Source organism: Candidatus Abyssobacteria bacterium SURF_5 (assembly GCA_003598085.1).
GTDB lineage: Bacteria > Abyssobacteria > SURF-5 > SURF-5 > SURF-5 > SURF-5.
Map to the genome: position 1 here is coordinate 1 of QZKU01000029.1, position 16,853 is coordinate 16,853.

At 55.5% G+C, this 16,853-nt stretch carries 10 protein-coding genes; 3 read left to right on the forward strand and 7 right to left on the reverse strand.

The window, feature by feature from the left end:
• Positions 1-385 precede the first annotated feature (385 nt).
• Together C4520_03240 and C4520_03245 are read right to left on the reverse strand one after the other, a co-directional pair.
• Entirely contained in the window at positions 386-3,091 is a 2,706-nt protein-coding gene (locus tag C4520_03240) for a hypothetical protein (protein ID RJP24871.1), read from the reverse strand.
• A gap of 696 nt (positions 3,092-3,787) precedes the next feature.
• Positions 3,788-4,411, reverse strand: a complete 624-nt coding sequence (locus C4520_03245) for a formylmethanofuran dehydrogenase (GenBank protein RJP24872.1) — start codon at positions 4,409-4,411, stop codon at positions 3,788-3,790.
• Between the two features lie 414 nt (positions 4,412-4,825).
• Here C4520_03245 and C4520_03250 point away from each other — a divergent pair, with 414 nt between their 5' ends.
• Positions 4,826-5,497 carry a carboxylate--amine ligase gene (locus tag C4520_03250; protein ID RJP24873.1) on the forward strand — a complete coding sequence of 224 codons (672 nt, stop codon included), beginning with the start codon at positions 4,826-4,828 and terminating at the stop codon, positions 5,495-5,497.
• Positions 5,498-5,618: 121 nt separating this feature from the next.
• The gene (locus tag C4520_03255; GenBank protein RJP24874.1) at positions 5,619-7,100 is read left to right on the forward strand and encodes a hypothetical protein; all 1,482 of its coding nucleotides are present in this window, start codon (positions 5,619-5,621) and stop codon (positions 7,098-7,100) included.
• A 145-nt stretch (positions 7,101-7,245) separates the two neighbouring features.
• Here C4520_03255 and C4520_03260 read toward each other — a convergent pair whose 3' ends face one another.
• From C4520_03260 to C4520_03280, 5 genes are all read right to left on the reverse strand, one after another.
• The gene (locus C4520_03260) at positions 7,246-9,432 is read right to left on the reverse strand and encodes a tetratricopeptide repeat protein (GenBank protein RJP24875.1); all 2,187 of its coding nucleotides are present in this window, start codon (positions 9,430-9,432) and stop codon (positions 7,246-7,248) included.
• 70 nt (positions 9,433-9,502) lie between these two features.
• Positions 9,503-11,206: a tetratricopeptide repeat protein gene (locus tag C4520_03265; GenBank protein ID RJP24876.1), complete on the reverse strand. Its 1,704-nt coding sequence runs from the start codon at positions 11,204-11,206 to the stop codon at positions 9,503-9,505.
• Positions 11,203-13,761: a phospholipid carrier-dependent glycosyltransferase gene (locus C4520_03270; GenBank protein RJP24877.1), complete on the reverse strand. Its 2,559-nt coding sequence runs from the start codon at positions 13,759-13,761 to the stop codon at positions 11,203-11,205. Before C4520_03270 ends, C4520_03265 begins: the two co-directional genes overlap by 4 nt.
• Before the next feature lie 483 nt (positions 13,762-14,244).
• Positions 14,245-15,279: a glycyl-radical enzyme activating protein gene (locus C4520_03275; GenBank protein RJP24878.1), complete on the reverse strand. Its 1,035-nt coding sequence runs from the start codon at positions 15,277-15,279 to the stop codon at positions 14,245-14,247.
• Positions 15,230-15,454, reverse strand: a complete 225-nt coding sequence (locus C4520_03280) for a hypothetical protein (GenBank protein RJP24879.1) — start codon at positions 15,452-15,454, stop codon at positions 15,230-15,232. Before C4520_03280 ends, C4520_03275 begins: the two co-directional genes overlap by 50 nt.
• Positions 15,455-15,471: 17 nt before the next feature.
• Here C4520_03280 and C4520_03285 point away from each other — a divergent pair.
• Positions 15,472-16,853, forward strand: a 1,382-nt coding sequence (locus tag C4520_03285; GenBank protein RJP24880.1) for a sigma-54-dependent Fis family transcriptional regulator, incomplete at its 3' end; no start/stop codon positions are given.

Consider the following 16,853-nt stretch of genomic DNA (forward strand, 5'->3'; position numbering starts at 1 on the left):
AAGGGGGAATCATGATGATGCTCTGCTAATTTGGGCAACATGCTTCGGAGTCAATGACCTACTCCGTGTTGTGTCCTAGCTCTCTTTGCAGGCTGGAAGACGGTGCTACGTGCCTCCTAAATCCCTGGGAGCCGGCGTTGTCACGGCTCTGGAATCCCCCTTAGTCCCCCTTTTTCCAAGGGGGAATGATGACGTTAAGACGGGACTTCATTCGTGAAATTTGTCGAATTCGTGGAATTCGTGTTCCAAGAATTTTAATTGCGGCGCGTTGCTGCGCTGTGTCTTGGCGGTTCGTAGGACCATCCCGCGAGGGGCGGGATTTTGAGGGCTCAGCAGCGCTTTTCTTGGTGGCTTCGTGTCTTGGTGGTTCTCTTGAATAACGCCTTCATTCAGGCTTGCGGATAGTTATATTGAGGATGGCGGGCAGGACGATCAGCGAGGCGATCAGGCAGGCGCTCATTCCGAGGACGAGCAGTTGCGCGAGGCTGATCAGGCCGCGATGGCTCGACAGGAGCAGGCACGCGAACCCGACGATGGTGGTGAGCGACGAGACGGTCACGGCGCGACCGGAGACGAGAAGAGCCGCCCGCACGTCCCGGCCAAAATCATGAAACCCGTGAACAATGTGAACGCCGCTGTCGATGCCGATTCCGAGGATAATCGGGACGGCCATGATATTGATCGGGTTGTATTGCCAGCCGAAAAGCTCCATGAGCGCGAGCATCCAGAGCAGTCCGAGCCCGACCGAAATGAGTGAGAGAGCCGCCGGAATCAGGCTTCGGAAATCGAGGATCACCAGCACGATGATGGCAAGCGCAACCAGCAGGGCGCTCTGCCGCAACGCTCTTCCGCTGATCTCGAGCAATGATTGCGCGAACAGTGTCGTGCCGGTCGCGTTCGGGGCGACCTGCAGAAGGTCCTTATTGAATCTGTCGAGAAAATCCTTGTTCCAGATGCTTTGCGACGGAAAAACATAGGCGGCGTATTTGCAGGTTTTTCCGATGAATCGCGTCGCTATATTTTGCGGATAATCGCAAAACCGCACCGGTTCGAGCTGCCGCGCGTCGGTCAGGACGGCCATGCGGCCTTGCAGGTAAGCGAAAAGCTCGCGCGAGAAATCTTCCAGACTTGCGGAGACCGTCGCCTCATCCAGTCGCCTGCCGTGTTCGAGGAAGGTATTGGCGGCCGCATGCGCTCGTTCCAGTTGACGAATTATCTCCGCGTCCTTGATAATCGATTTGATTTTCAGAGCAGTCGAGAGGCCTTTCGTCATCTCTTCGAACTGTTTCATCAATCGTGCGGCGTCCACCGGCCCGTGGTTTTTGTTCATGCGCTGATCCATTTGCACGAGTCTGTCTCTGATGCGGGCAACGATTTCGACGGCATCCGCCTGATCGGGCGGAACCAGGTGGTTTGCGGCGTCCACCCGCGCAACCGAGGGCATGCGCGCCAGGCGCTCTGTCTTTTTCTTCAGCGACTCCAGATCATCTTCCACAATCGCGCCGAAGGACGGAGAAATTCCGGTGCGTTCCATGAGGACTTCCTCGTACTCGCCGGTCGTGGAATTTTTCGGCTGGATGTGCAGGAAATTGTAGTCGAACGAAACCCGCGGCGCGAAATAGCAGGAAATGAGAGTCGCCACCGCAAAGAAAGCGATTATTGCCGGGGCGTTCGTCGTGGTGAACGAGCCGAAGGCATTCAGGAGCCGGCTCAGCAAGAATTCGGTCGGAGGTCGTTTTTCAAGAATGACCGGCCGCCATCTGGTGCGGAGCACGATCAGCGACGGGAGCACGGTCATCATCGCCAGCAGGCACAGCAGGATGCCTGTTCCTGCGATGATGCCGAGTTCGGCCAGTCCCCTGAAGTCGGTTATCGAGAGCGTCAGAAATGCGACTGCCGTAGTAAGCGCGCCAGTTGTTATCGGCGGGCCTGCGCCCATGAACGCCGCTTTCATCGCTTTGGCTGCGTCGGCATTTCGTCCGAGCTCGTTGTTGAACCGCGCGATAAAGTGGATGCCGAAATCGATCCCGAGCGAGACCAGCGTGATCGCGAAGACGGAGGACATGATATTCAGATGGCCGATGAGGATTTCGGCGGCGCCGAGCGTGGTCGCGAGTGCCAGCAACAGCGAGACGCCGCAGAAAAATATCTCGAGCGGGTAGCGAAAAAAAAGAAAGAAGAGGATCACGGTCGCCACAAGCGCCAGAATAAAAAGCCAGGGCATTTCCTCTTCCATCACGCGCAGATCGCCGTATGCAAACGTGGGAAGGCCGGTCATTCCTATAACGGCATCGGGGAACCGATTCATCGCGTTCTCGCGCGCCTGAACGAGCGCCGCCATCATCGGCTTAAGAAACTCCAGCGAATCTTCCTTCTCCGCATTCGGCCGCGCGGCTAGGATCACGGTCTTGCGGTTCTTGCCGACCAGATAGCCGTCGGGATCGTTGGAGACGGCGAACGGCAGCGCTCGGGCCGCTACGTCGGAGAGGAAATCAAGGTCCGCACGCTCATGTTCCCAGAGATAAAAATTGAGCGTTTCGAGCAATCCGGCGAGCGCATCGAGTTCTTTCGCGGTGGCTGGATTCTGAAATTTTTCCTTCGCTCGCCTTTCGGCCAGTTCTCCAATTACCGGGAACACGTCGTTCAGGTTTTTCGCTGCGCCCATTTTTTCCAGCAGATCGGCGTTCTTGTCCAGGTATTCCTCGATCGCCCGCAGTTGCTCGACCGAAAAATAGAGGAACAATTTTTTTTCGGCAGCGGAGCGATCCAGCTTGTGCAGGACGTCGCGAATATACTGCGGGTGCTTTTCGATTTCGGCTGCGAGCGCATCGGCGCATTTCTTTGAATATTCGAGCGAGGGGCCTTCAATAATGAAGTAGATGTTGTTGGCGGTCCCGAATTCCCGAGTGAAATCAGCATAGCTGCGCACATGCGGATTCTCGGGGGAAAGCAGGTCGGTGCGTCCGCTCATCACCTCAAGTCGCGAGGCTAGTATGAGGCCGGCGGCCGCGGCGGCTATCCAGACGAGGAGGATTAAGCCGGGGCGGCGAAGAACGAGGGATGCAAGTGAAAGAAAAAGTCTTTGCCGCATTTATGGCTCCATCGGATTGACGTAATGCTCTAGGTAGGTTAACAAAGGCGAATTGATGTGGCAAGAAGCACAGGCCTCTTGCCTGTGCCACCGGAACATCTTACAAAAGAAAAATCAACCACCAAGTCACGGAGACACCAAGGATTTTTAGGTTGTCATTCTGAGGAGCGGAGCGACGCGAGGCGCCGGACGAGAGACGGAAGAAAGGAACACCACGCGAGCCGCGTGGCAGGCATGGCGGGACGCCTGTGCTACCGGAGCTTGGGGTTCGATTGTGATGCAGGAGAAGCAAGCATGAGGGCACGGAGGCACAAACAATTTTGGATTTTCGATTTTGGATTCTGGATTTTTCGTTCGAGGTCCGGGACAAGCTTTGCATTGAAGAAAATCAAACCACCAAGGCACAAAGACACCAAGGATTCTTTAAGGTTGTCATTCCGAGGAGCGGAGCGACGAAGAATCTGCCTTAAGAAAGGAACACCACGCGAGCCGCGTGGCAGGCATGGCGGGACGCCTGTGCTACCGGAGCTTGGGGTTCGATTGTGATGCAGGAGAAGCGAGTGAAGTGCATGGAGGCCTCTCGGCAAACCGCGGGAATTGGAAGACTCGGCGAGTTCTTCTTGGTGGCTTGGTGTCTTGGTGGTTCGTTTTGCAGGCTGGAAGCCTGCGCTACATATTATGCTCCGCCGCGCTACGTTATGTCCTTGCTTTCTTTGCTGCGGCTTCGGCGCAGGGGATGCAGAGGCTGCGTCCTTTCAGGCGCCGGATGCGCGTGTCCATGACCTGTTCGCCGCAGTTTTCGCACACGATGCTCTGGTGGATGCGTGCGGGCGCGGGCGGTTCCTCCGTCAGTTCCTGCCACTTGAGAAGCTCTTCGGGCGGCACAGTCAGAATATGCTTGATCAGCTTTTGGCGAAGGGTGCCGAACTCTTTTCGCTCGTTGTCGGTCGCCGAATTTTCGACGCGGATTCGTTTCTTCAGTTCCTCCATGCGCGCCCCGTCAGCACCGGGCAGAGTCGGAAATCCTCGATATGTAATGCGAAATGCCTTGTTTTTGTTTCTCGAAAAGAAGCTGAAACCGCCCTTGCCGTAGTCTTTGAAAACGAGGTTGCCCTTGCCGAAGGTGCAGCCGGTAACCACCTGCACGGCGTCGACGGCGCAGGTGTCGTTTTCAACGACCGCAACCAGTTCTTCATCTTGAGGGCGCTCGACCGCAAGAAGTTCAATGGCCGTCGCAGCTACCCTATATCCAATCGCCAGCCCGGGGCATTCGTGCCCATGGAACCGGACAGCTTCATCAAAGGTGTGCAATTTATTCATCGCGGACCCGCCTCCTTTTCCGTTTATCATTATATATTCTGCTGCAAAAGTCCGTTTTTGGATCGAATTCTGCCATGGTAAATGCGAAATTACTCGCACATTCAAGACCGGCCGAATGAATTCGGCCCTACCAAAAGGGGCTTTGTAGCTTAATATAACATATTCTGCGGCCGCGGTCGAACCCGGATTATATGGTCGGGAGCGACGCTGCCCGGCCTGTGTGGGAGTTGCTACGATCGCGCCCTGATAATACGGGCGGGAGAACGATCCGGCGAGCTTTTTGAGAAATTGCGGGTCACATGATATAATACCGCGTACTGGAGCCGGCAGCCGGTTGCCTCTTTTTCCGGAAGGCGGCCCTCCATTCCTCGTAATTTTTGCGGAAAGAAATCAAGCATAAGGAGCAGCGAACCGATGGAACTCATTACACAAGCCCTCAAGGCGGGACAACGGACGCTTTCCGAATACCAGTCCAAGCAGCTTCTGAGCGCCTACGGCATCCCCGTGACGCGCGAATTCCTCGCGAAGGACAAGAAAGAGGCGCTCGAATACGCGAAAAAGATCGGGTATCCGGTCGTCCTGAAAGGTTGCTCGCCCGCATTGACCCACAAGACGGAGCGCCAGTTGGTGGCCGTCAAACTGCGGGATGAAAAAGAAGTCGGCGAGGCGTTCGATGCGATCACCAAGCGGGCCGGTGAGCCAATGGACGGCATTCTCGTACAGGAGATGATATCGGGCAGCCGCGAGCTGGTCGTCGGGCTCACGCGCGACGAGCAGTTCGGCCCGTGCGCGATGCTCGGGCTCGGCGGCATTTTCGTTGAAGTGCTCAAGCAGGTGACTTTCCGGATCGCTCCGCTCGAGGAGCGAGACGCCCTCGAGATGATGGATGAGCTGCCGGGAAAGAAAATGCTCGAGGCGTTTCGCGGCGAGCCGCCGGTCGACCGCAAGACGCTGGCCAAGATTTTGATGACTATCGGCAATATCGGTCTCGAAAACGATGCCGTGAAAGAAATAGACGTCAATCCGCTCATTGTCTCGGGAGATAAGCCAGTCGCCGTTGACGCACTGGTGGTCCTGGGAGATTGATAAGACGGATTCAGGCAGTCATTCTGCCTATTGATTCTCCAACCTGGCGGCGCCGACTCTTTCATGCCCCCTAGCCGGCGCCGTCTCTGCTCTTGATTATCTTCCACAGGAAATAGAGGAAATGTCGAAAGTCTTGCAAAGATTATCACCGGTTTTCAACCCGCGCTCGATTGCCTTCGTCGGCGCCTCTAATAGCGTCACCAAATGGGGATTCCTTATCCTCTTCAATCTGCTTGACGGCGGCTACCAGGGACGGGTATATCCTGTCAATCCGCGCGAACGTGAAGTCATGGGAGTGACCGCATATCCGAGCATTCTCGATGTGCCCGATGCCGTCGATCTGGCCATAATCGTCGTCCCGCCCCCGCAGGTTCTTCCGGTTATCCGGCAGTGCGTCGAAAAGAAAGTTCCGGCGGGAGTGGTGATCACGGCGGGTTTTGGCGAGCTTGGTGAAAAGGAGAAGGATCTCGAGCGGCAGATGGTGGAGTTGGCGCATGGTGGCGGTATGGTGCTTGCGGGCCCGAACTGCGCCGGCGTACTGAACGCCCATTTAAGCCTGTATTGTCTTATGCCGCCGTTCTTTCCGAAGCCAGGCGATATCTCGATGTGCTCGCAATCGGGGAATGTTGGCGCGTCGATGCTCCGGTTCAGCCTCCACCGCGAGATGGGATTCAGCAAGTTCATCAGCACCGGAAATGAGGCGGATCTGCACACCGAGGATTACCTGGAATATTTCGGTGAGGATCCGCAGACCAACGTGATACTTTCGTATTTGGAAGGGCCGCACGATGGGCGGCGGCTGTTCCAAACCGCTCGTTCAGTGGCAAAAAAGAAGCCGATTGTGCTGATCAAGTCGGGCCGAACGGCAGCCGGCGAAAAGGCGGCGCGTTCGCATACCGGTTCGCTGGCGGGCTCCGATGAGATATTCGACGTCATGTGCAGACAGGCGGGAATCATCCGGGTTGAAGACATCGAGCAGATGTTCGACACCGGCCGCGCATTCCAGCGCCAGCCGCTTCCGAAGGGAAAGCGCGTCGCGATTGTCGCGGCGGGCGGAGGCTGGGGCGTCCTGGCCGCGGATGCGTGTTCACGTGTCGGGCTGGACGTCGTGAGACTGAGGCCCGAAACGCTTGAGGCGTTGGACGAAATTCTTCCTTCGTGGTGGAGCCGAAACAATCCGATTGATCTTGTGGCCGGGCTGAAGCCGGGGGATTTCATCAATTCGATAGAGGTCATGTTGCGGTGCGACTATGTGGATGCGGTGATGGCGCTCGGGGGGATCGGTTTTTCGACCGTTCGCGCGCAGGGTTTTCGGAAATCGTGCCACGCGGAGCGGTACAACCTGATCCACCTGTCAGAGCTTTTTGTCGGCGAGGACATGAGGACCGCGCGCGGGATCATCGAGCTTATCGACACGTATCAGAAACCGGTAATCGTTGCGTCTGAAACGTCGATCGGAGCGCGCCCGAATTTGAATCCTCCCGTTCTGGCCATAGAGGAAGCGGGAGTGATGGTGTATCCGACGCCGGATCGCGCCGCGAAGGTGCTTGCGCGAATGGTGGAACGCGCGCTGTACTTGCGGAACGGGGAAACGCAGGAATAGACACGAATAGAAAGGCGTACCACCAAGGCACCAAGACACCAAGGGACGTGCCTTATTCTTCTTGGTGACTTGGTGCCTTTGTGGTTGGAAGGTCCTCTTCGCCTTGGCAAAGTTCGCCTCCCAATCGTCAGAGAGAATGTTCGTCCTATTTGTTTTCGAGCTGCTGGAGGGCTTCGCGTGCGGCGATAAGGGAAGGGTCGGCCTTGAGTGCTCGCGTGAGATACTTGCGGGCGTTGTCGTAGCGCCCGTTTTCGAGATAGAGCGCCCCGAGGTTATATAAGGCGATCGCCTCATCTTCATTCCATCGAAGCGCGAGCTTGTACTCTCTTTCTGCCTCGTCTTTCAGTCCCCGCTCATCATAGATCCGCCCAAGATTGGTATGCGCCAGCGCATGCCGCCAGTCGAGCGCGACGGCCTTCTTGTAGCAGTAGAGTGCGGTTTCCTGCCGGCCCATCCGGTCAAACGCCAGTCCCATATTGTAGTATGCCTCCGGCGAATCCGGTTGGAGCTCGAGGCCGGCCTTCAACTGCTCGGCCGCCTGCTCATTCTGCCCCATCACGAGGAAAACGAGGCCGAGATTGAATTTGATTTGCGCGTCTGCGTCCGACGGCGCAAGAACGTTGATCCAATCAGAAATCTTCCTCAACATGTCCGGGTTTTGTCCGTTGAGAGGGTCATCGGGCGCGACTGTTGGTGGTTTCCAGCGAGTGATATCGATCCGATTCCTCGCGATCACGTCTACATTTTTGGAAGTTGCCCTGGCGAAAACGGCGGCAACGGGATCGAGGTGTACGAGGAACCAGCCGGGGGTGCTGTAAATGATTGGCGCCATGAAGAGCCCATCTTGTGATGTGTGCGATATGAGGGCGGCGTTAAATCCATATTGATCGGCAAGTTCGGAGAACTGTTTCGGGTTCGACAGGACACTGCAATACTCGGCCAGAACGGTTTCTGTGTTTACTTCCAGGCGCGGATCAATGAACACTTTTTCCGATGGGAACATCTGCCAGATAAACATGCCGCCGGCATCGAGGCTGTTGAAGAACGGACCAGACAACTTCTTCTCCTTGATGAACGACAACGACTCCTGCGGAAATGAATGTTCTTTGAAGCCGATGCCGAATCTTTCCGCGCGCTTGTCTGAGATATAGTACCGATTGTTCCATATTCGCACGGTCTGTACGGCCATGATCGCCATGAGCATCAGATACGCGGCCATGGCGAGGCCGCGGGAATGCCGGCGTTCCAGGTTGAAGAGCATGCGCCACCTATCAACAACATTTCGAGCATGCACAACCACAAACGGGAGAACGGCGAGCATGAAAACCGGCACGTTTCTGCGGGCGTTGAGGGCGAGATAGCCCATTCCGAGAAAGATAAAGATGTGGCTGAGTCTCGCGTTTCGCCAGTCGAGCGCGAGCGCAAGGGCGCTCAATGCGAGGAACCCGGCGAAATACATCGTGGCGCTTGTGACGTTGTATCCGGAGAACGGCGGCTGAAATTCGGCGACCGAATTCGCAAAGACGTTTTCCATTCCGCCGACTCTCGTAAAGAGCGTGGCCGGAAACAGGAGCCCCTTCAATCCGTAGGGATTTATGAGGGAAGCGGCAACGGTCAAGGCGAAAAGTGCTCCGAGCCGGAGTGTCTTCCTGTCAGAAAATACTGACAGATCCCATCTTCTTCGGATTGAAAAATATGGTTTTTCCCTATCTATTAAAATAGAATCGAGGAAGTACGCAATAATCAGGCAAGGGCCGAGAATGAAGAGCGCCTGCAGGTTGGTCCAGATAATTTGCAGCGGAACGAGCAGAAAAATTCGCGCGCCGATTCGGCCGCGATCGTGTTTGATGAGGAGGAGTGTGTACAGCGCTATCATAAGGTAGGTGAATGCTTCCGGACGCGCAAGGAATCGGAAGCTGCCGGCAAGAAGCGCGAGCCAGATGAACAGCAGTGCTAACAGGCGACTCCTGGGGCGCCGGCACGAGAGCCAGGTAACGTAGAACGTTGCGGAATAGACGGCGACGAAAAGCAGGGACAGCGCATAGGATCCGAACGTGTGATAGGCGGTGTAAACGATCAATTGGAACAGCCAGTGAAGGTCGATCCATTGATTGCCGCCGGCGGTAAAGGAATATGGATCTGTCGCCGGAATGCGGCCGGATTCCAGGATGAGTTTGCCTGTCCTCAGATGCCACCAGATGTCGGTGTCGATGATCTTGTGCGCGAACAGGGAGAGAGCGAGGATGGCGAGCCCAAGGAACGCAAGCCGTTTCAATATGGCTTCGGCTCTTTCAAGTATGGTCGGCGAAGTATTTTCCAGAGTTATGATCATGAAAAGATAGTCAGTTGTCCGAGGGCTTCAATGTCCCGATCATGAGAATAATGCTCAATCGGCCGCCGATTCAGAGGCGGCTGCCTTGAACAGGTTTTTCCTTTGCTGCGCTCTCAGATTTCACCGCCCCCCTTAGCTGTTGAAGCTTTTCTTTTGCGGGTGTGAATTCCGGTTGATATCCGAGCGCCGTCAGGAAGCATTGGACCGCCTGGGCGTTCTCATGGTTTTCGGCGTGGGCCGAACCTTTCTCGAACCATGCGAGCGCGAGATTATGGAGCATTCGCTCATCCTGCGGCGCCTGGCGCAGGCCGATGTCGTATTCGCGGATCGCGGCGTCCCACTTCCCTTTCGCAAGATACACATTGCCGAGCACTCCGTGAGCCGAGGGAAAATGTTCTTGAAACCTGCAGGCGATCTGCAAATGCTCGATAGCTTCATCATACTGCCCGCGTTTATAAAGCTCAAGGCCCAGATTGTAACGGGAGGTGGTTCCGAGGGGCGACGCTTTGACCGATGCCGTCCACAAAGAGAGCGAGTCGCGCCAGTCGCTGTTCCGGTCGAAAGTGAGAAGGCCGTACCCGAAAGCGATCAACCCCAAGGCGAGCGCCATTCCTTTGTACGCGAGCGGCCTTGCCACCTTCGAGACGATCAGGAGGGGCGCTGCCAGAGCGGCGCAGAAGCCGATCGACGGCAGGTAAAGGAACCGTTCATTCAGTATCGCTTGTAAAGGAATGATATTGGAGACCGGCAGAAGCGATCCGAAGAACCATGCGATGCCGAATCCGACTGCCGGAATTCGCCGGTATGAGATCAACCAGACAAGGGCGCTCGTCAAAAGAACAAGAAGAGAGAGCATCACCGTCGGCTGAAGTAGTGACTGGGGAATCGGAACGATATATTCGACCATGAGGGGACGCGGCATGAACATGAGCCGCACATAGTACGCGAATGCTTTGATCATCGTCAGGGAAGACGCCCAAAACGAGCCGCCCCAGTAATCCATCTGCTTCGTTTCCCCGAGCACCAGGTGCCTCGCCAGGATGTATAGAACGGAAAGCGCCGCGAATGGAAGGAGCGCCGAAATACGCTTCCTCCATTCGCCCGCCTTTTCCGGCCGGTTCACGGAAAAGTCATGGACCAAGATCAGCACCGGCAGAACGACTGCCATTTCCTTTGCAAGCAAGGAGAAAGCGGCGAACATGAGTGCGAGCGCGTAGAAGACGCGTTTTTTTTCTGAATCGGCGGTCCATTGCCTGTAGCACATGAGAGAGAGCAGCAGGAATGCGAGAAACATCGAGTTTCCACGGGCTGAAATCCAGGAGACCGCCTCGGTCTGTACGGGATGCAGGAGAAACAGCAGCGAGACGAAAAACGCGTACACACTGTGGCCGAACAACTGGCGGAAGAAGAGATACACCAGTAATCCGCAGACGGCGTGCAACAGTATGTTCACGGCGTGATATGAAGCGGGGCTGTAGCCGTTCAGCGCGTAATTCAATGCGAAGCTGATGGCGGCGAACGGTCGATAGATGACGTATTCGCCTTTATTGGAGAACGACTCCCGGTCGAGGAAGAATCTCAGCGGGTGCGATAACGTGCGAATCGAGGGATTTTCCACGATGAAAGGGTAATCGTCGTAAACAAATTCGGCGGAAAAATTATGGGAGTAGGCCAGAAGCGCCGTAACGAGGAGCAACACCAGCGGGAGGACCTGCCGCAGTCTCAGATTTCTGCTTTCCGGCGTTCGGGCCAAATTTTTCCAGTTGTTGTTCATTGAAGTGCTTTTTCTGCCGATTCGGAAATGGCCAATTTTTCTTCCAGAACGGCAAGCAACTCCGCCACCGTGGACTGACCGGGACTCTTTTCCAATGCTTGCCGGCAGGCAAGCGCCGCGTGTGAATACATTTTTTTCTGCATATAAAGCACCGCAAGCTTATTGTAGCATGCGCCGGCGTCTTTGATCCCGGCGGCCAATCCTCGCTGCAAAGTTTCGTACGCTTCGGCGAAGCGCCCGCTCCTCATCAGGAGAATCGCCAGCCGGTTGATAGCCGATGGATCATTCGGATGAATTAAGAGAGAAGCCTTCAGGCTGAGGATTTCCGAATTCGGCCTCGGATAGATCTCGAGCGTGTCGCCGAGCATGATCCTGTTCCCTTCATAGTAAATGCGATAATCGCGAAAGGGCGAATGCTCGATCAAGAGGAAATCGCGCTCGTATCGCTGAATGATGTCCAGCGCTTCAGCGAGAGCGCCGCGCTCCTCGAGGATGGCGGCGAGGTTTGCCCATCCTTCGCAGAAATCAGGCTCGAGTTCCAGCGCCGCGCGCACTTCGCGCTCGGCTTCTGAGAGGTTGCCTTCGGCCCAGAGGAAAACTCCGCGGTTGTTGTGGACCTTGTACTCATCTTCGAGGTCGGCGGGCGGGCGCGGCGTTCGCGCATACGAGTGGAACGTGTCCTGAACCATCGCCTGCTTCTGAAATGTTTTGCTTGCCGCGGTGTCGCCTTTAAGGGCGGCGAGAAACGAGAGGTTGCCTAAAGCATCCAGCCTGAGCGGATGCGATTCCGGCACTAATGCGAAGGCATTGAACGCTTCGTCCAGATGCCCGAGTCCCATGTTCGCCAAGCCTAGGGTGTACAGCGCCTCCGAAAGCTGCGGCTGTTTTTCAAGCGCCGCCTCCGCCAGCCGCCGGGCTCTATGGAGGCGATCATCGGCATAAGCGAAAGCAGCGAGATAATATTCGTCCGGCAGGCGGCGCTTATCGGGCGCGCGCGCGGCAACGTGTTTTTCATCGAGATCATAAACCAGCCAAGAGTACCCGATATGGGCGACAGGCTCGAACTCTCGCAGCCATGCATGGATATCGTCTCTACTGAAGCAATCCTGCAGCGTGGTCGCATTAACAAGGATTCGTCCGGGCACCGGCAGAATACCGGGATTCACGGCGACCGGAACGGTCGACTTGCGGGCAAATGCCACGGCCTGCTCGTAATCCTGTCCCCAGTCCAGGTTCGAATCGGAGAGCCATTTGTATCCCCTTTTCGGCCCGCCGATCAGCATGCTGAAATACGAGAGATGATGCGGGTGAAACCATATTGCCGGCGCAATGTAGAGAGCGATGAGAGTGCCGACTGCAATCCGCTTTCCGCCGCTCGAAAAGAGAGCGGGGACCGCGCCCGCCAGAATAAAAAGAGGCGGCAAAGCGACGATAATATATCTGAAACCGGCCTGGCTGCGGCTGAGGAGGCTGTGGCTCGCTATTATCGCTATCGACGATGACGCCAACAGAAGCTGAGCCGTTTTTCGCCGCCTGTCGCCATTGCGCAAAGACGCGAAGACAGTCAATCCCATCATCGGCCAGAATGCAAGCGGTATCTTCAAGAGGAGCGCGAGCGGGAAGTAGTACCACCAGCCGTTTGTGGATCTCATTCCCGCCAGAAACGAAGAATGCCCCACCTCTGCGATGTGTTTCTGGGCGTCAAATCCGCGCACAAACGGATAGGGCGCCGGCACCGGAATCCAGTCTGTCAGCGGGTTGTGCGACAGTCTTGCCAGCAAGCGGCTCTGGTAATGATATTCGCCAAGCTGGAAGAAAGAGCCGGAGAACCCATAGCCTGCATTCAGAACGACAATTGCGACTGCAAAAATCATGGCGATCGCCGCAACAAGTTTCAGAGGTCTGACAGCGGCGGGTTCGACTTCATCCGGACGCCGCCGCCAAAACAGTGCGATTGCGAGAGCAAGCGCCGGCAGCAGCGCGAACCAGATGACCGCGGAGTACTTGGCCAAAAGAGAAAGACCCATGCTGAGGCCGCAGGCCAAAATCCAGCGACTCCCGCCGTCGCACAGGAACTTCCAGAAGAAGTAGAGCGTAAGAAGGCTGAAACAGGCATAGATGATATCGGTCGTGATAAGGGAAGAGTGCGCGAGAATATTTGAATTGAACACATACAGCGCGAGGGCGGCCAGCCCGCCTTCCGCGCCGAAGAGGTCTCGCGCCCAAACGAAAATCAACAGCCCCAGGATTAGTGAGTACGGAAGCATGGTTACGCGCGCCCAGCGCAGCCGCTGCAGTTCCCCCGAAAACTGGAACGGCTTCAGAAGGAAGCCATGTGTATAGAAAGAAAGAGGAGCATGCACGACGCTCATCTCGGTCCGCCATCCCTCCCCCGACGCGAGCTGTTGTCCGATCTGAAGGAATTTTGGTTCGTCGTATGTCGGGGAATATCGGTAGATGTTTTGCAGGCAGAGGCCGGCAAAAACGGCGAGAAGCGCTGCGGCAAGGGTAAGAGGAATTCGCTGATTCAAATTGTGGATGTGCGAAGGCTTCATAAGTGTTTACGTTTTATCTTCCCGCTGCCGCCGGCTGAAAAGCAAGATTGATTTCTCCGCCAGTGTTTGCTTTCCTGGATTCCTGCGTTCGCAGGAATGACGGGAATGGGGCTTCTTTGAAAGTTTTCGGTTCATTGAACGTGTTGCCTCTTCAGCCCCTATATCCCCCTCCCTCAGGGTCGCAGACCGAGGGGAGAATTCTTTCTTATGAAAGCTTCGGATGCCGTATCAGAATATTTTCCCTCGACGCCTCGCGCTCACGGGGTCGTGCAGGCGCAACGCAGGAAACGTGAACGATGAATACGATGGAAATGGTTGTGTGCGGGCGCGGGTGAAATAAGAGAGATTTTCTTCAAGCATGCGGGGCGTCTTACCCCTCAATTTGTGTTACAGCGGAAAACGAAATGATCATGGGCGAACATAGTATCGGGATGGCCGATCGTCTTTCAGCGGAGCCGCTTCACCGGTTCGTGCGCGAAGCGATTAGCCGCCGCCGATCAGAACGGAAATTCCCGCAGCCTCGAATTGCACTTTTATTGCGGCGACATCTTCGTCGGAGAGCGGTTCGAGATTCAGCGGCTCCAAGGTGGAATCTATCCGCTCGAGCTTGGATTCCCCCATCTTATGGTACGGCAGCAAATGGATCCGGTCGTGCTCGAACTCGCTCAGCAGATCGATAATATCTAAAACATTTTCCGATGTTGCGGTCATCCCCGGCACCAGCGGAACCCGGAACACCATGTTTGCAGAGGACTCCACCAGCTTTCGCGCATTTGTGAGGATTGAGCGATTGCCGGCGCCAGTATGGCGCCTATGTGCTTTTGCATCGATTATTTTGAGATCGAAATGGATGAGATCGAGATATGGGAGGAGTTGCTCCAGCTTGCTCCATGCGCACGATCCGCATGTTTCCATCACGGTATGAAGGTCCGCCGCTTTTGCCGCTTTCAGAAAATCGAGCAGGAACGAGAACTGCGCCGTCGGCTCGCCTCCCGACACGGTCACTCCCCCGCCGGATTGCCGGTAGAAGGGGCGATCCCGCTCGACGACGTCGAGCAAATCGGAGACGGCGTATTCCTTGCCCACCGTCACCAGTGCCTCTGCGTAACAGGTTTCGGTGCATTTCCCGCAGCGGTCGCATAGCGAGCGATTGATTCGGCCGGGTCCTTCGAAGGTAATGGCGCCCTTCGGGCACGCCTTTGCACATTCACCACAGCCGATGCACTTATTCGAAAAGAAGGCGATTTCGCGCTGCTTGCTTATCGATTCCGGGTTTTGGCACCACTTGCACCGGAGCGGACAGCCTTTGAAAAAGACGAGCGTGCGAATGCCGGGACCATCGTGAACGGAATAACGCTGGACATCGAAAATCAGGGCTTTTTTTTCGGTGGTCAATTCTCCCTCCACGCCGTTAAAAATCAGTTTATGATACCATTGTTTTTCAGCGAGCGTCAAGCTTTTGGCTGGCTCAGCGCGCGTTGATACGAAAGGATTTCGAGAACAGATTGCCGGGGCGATTGTCGCTCATTTCCTCATGAGTTTGCGCATAGATTTCTTTTCTCGACTCTGTTATAATACAATTGTCTTGCCACTTGATGGAATACTCTGCAGCACGGGATGCGAGAGATGATTCATTCATCTTCGAGAATCTGCCGTTTCCATTCTTCAAGAATACAAATCCATTTTTTATCATAGAGAGGGGTAATCTTTGTGAACAGGCAACAGATCCTGATTGTTGAGGATGAGGATATTCAACGAGCGCAGCTTGCGCGTGCTCTCTTGAAAGAGAGGCGAGACGTTGTGGAAGCTCGCTCCGGGGAGGAAGCTCTCAAGCTGCTGGAAAGACAGCAATTTGATCTTGTGATTTCCGATCTGAAAATGCCCGGCATGTCGGGGCTCGATCTGGTAAAGCAAATCAAGGAAGCTCACGAGTACACTTCCATCCTGGTGATCACCGGTCACGGCACGGTGGATTCCGCGATTGCGGCAATGAAGCTCGGGGTCGAGGATTACCTCACCAAGCCCTTCGGGAGTGAAGAGCTGAATATCATCATCGACAAGATCTTCGAGAAAAGGGATCTGCTTGCCGAAAACATTCTGCTCAGAAAGCAGATCGAGTCGCAGTTCAGCTTCGCGAACATCATCAGCAAGAACCACAAGATGCAGAGGATTTTCAAGACCGTCGCCTCGATCGCTCCGACGGACAGCACCGTCCTCATTCAAGGAGAAACCGGGACCGGCAAGGAGTTGATTGCGAAAGCGATTCATTTTCACAGCCTGCGCAAAGACCGGCGTTTCGTGGCCGTGGACTGTGGAGCGTTGCCCGACAACCTGCTTGAGACGGAATTGTTCGGCCACGAGAAAGGGGCCTTTACCAGCGCGACCGCGCGCAGAATCGGGAAATTGGAATACGCCGACGGCGGAACAATCTTGCTGGACGAGATCGGCAACATGTCGCAGGTCACGCAGATGAAGGTGTTGCGCGCCCTCGAGGAGAAGCAATTCCAACGCGTCGGAAGCAATGAGCCGATCAAGGTTGATATCAGGTTGATTGCCGCAACCAACGCAGACCTGCAGAGCCTGGTGCGCGAGGGCAAATTCAGGGAAGACCTGTATTACCGGTTGAGCGTGATTCCGCTCCAGCTTCCCCCTTTAAGGGAACGTCTTGAGGATATTCCTCTTCTGGTCAGACATTTCCTGAAAGTTCACGGGAACAGAAGCGCCCGCAATGTCAACGAGATAAGTCACGACGCAATCAAGAAGTTGATGAAATACAACTGGCCGGGCAACGTGCGGCAGTTGGAAAATGTCATTGAAAGGGCAGTCGCCACGGTGGCCGGCAATTGCATCGATGCGAGCGACCTCCCGGACGTCGGAGAGGTTGGAAACAAGATCTACAGCACTTCCCAATCCCTCACTGATGAGCCCCTTTCCGAGAGAATCTCCGACATGGAGAAGAAGTATCTGACTGAACTGCTTAAGCGATACAGCGGGAAGACGGATATTGCAACCGAACGGGCCGGCCTCAGCCTGAGGACTCTTCAGCGGAAGCTGAGAAATTATGGTATCAGATCGGATGAATTCAAGGCGAA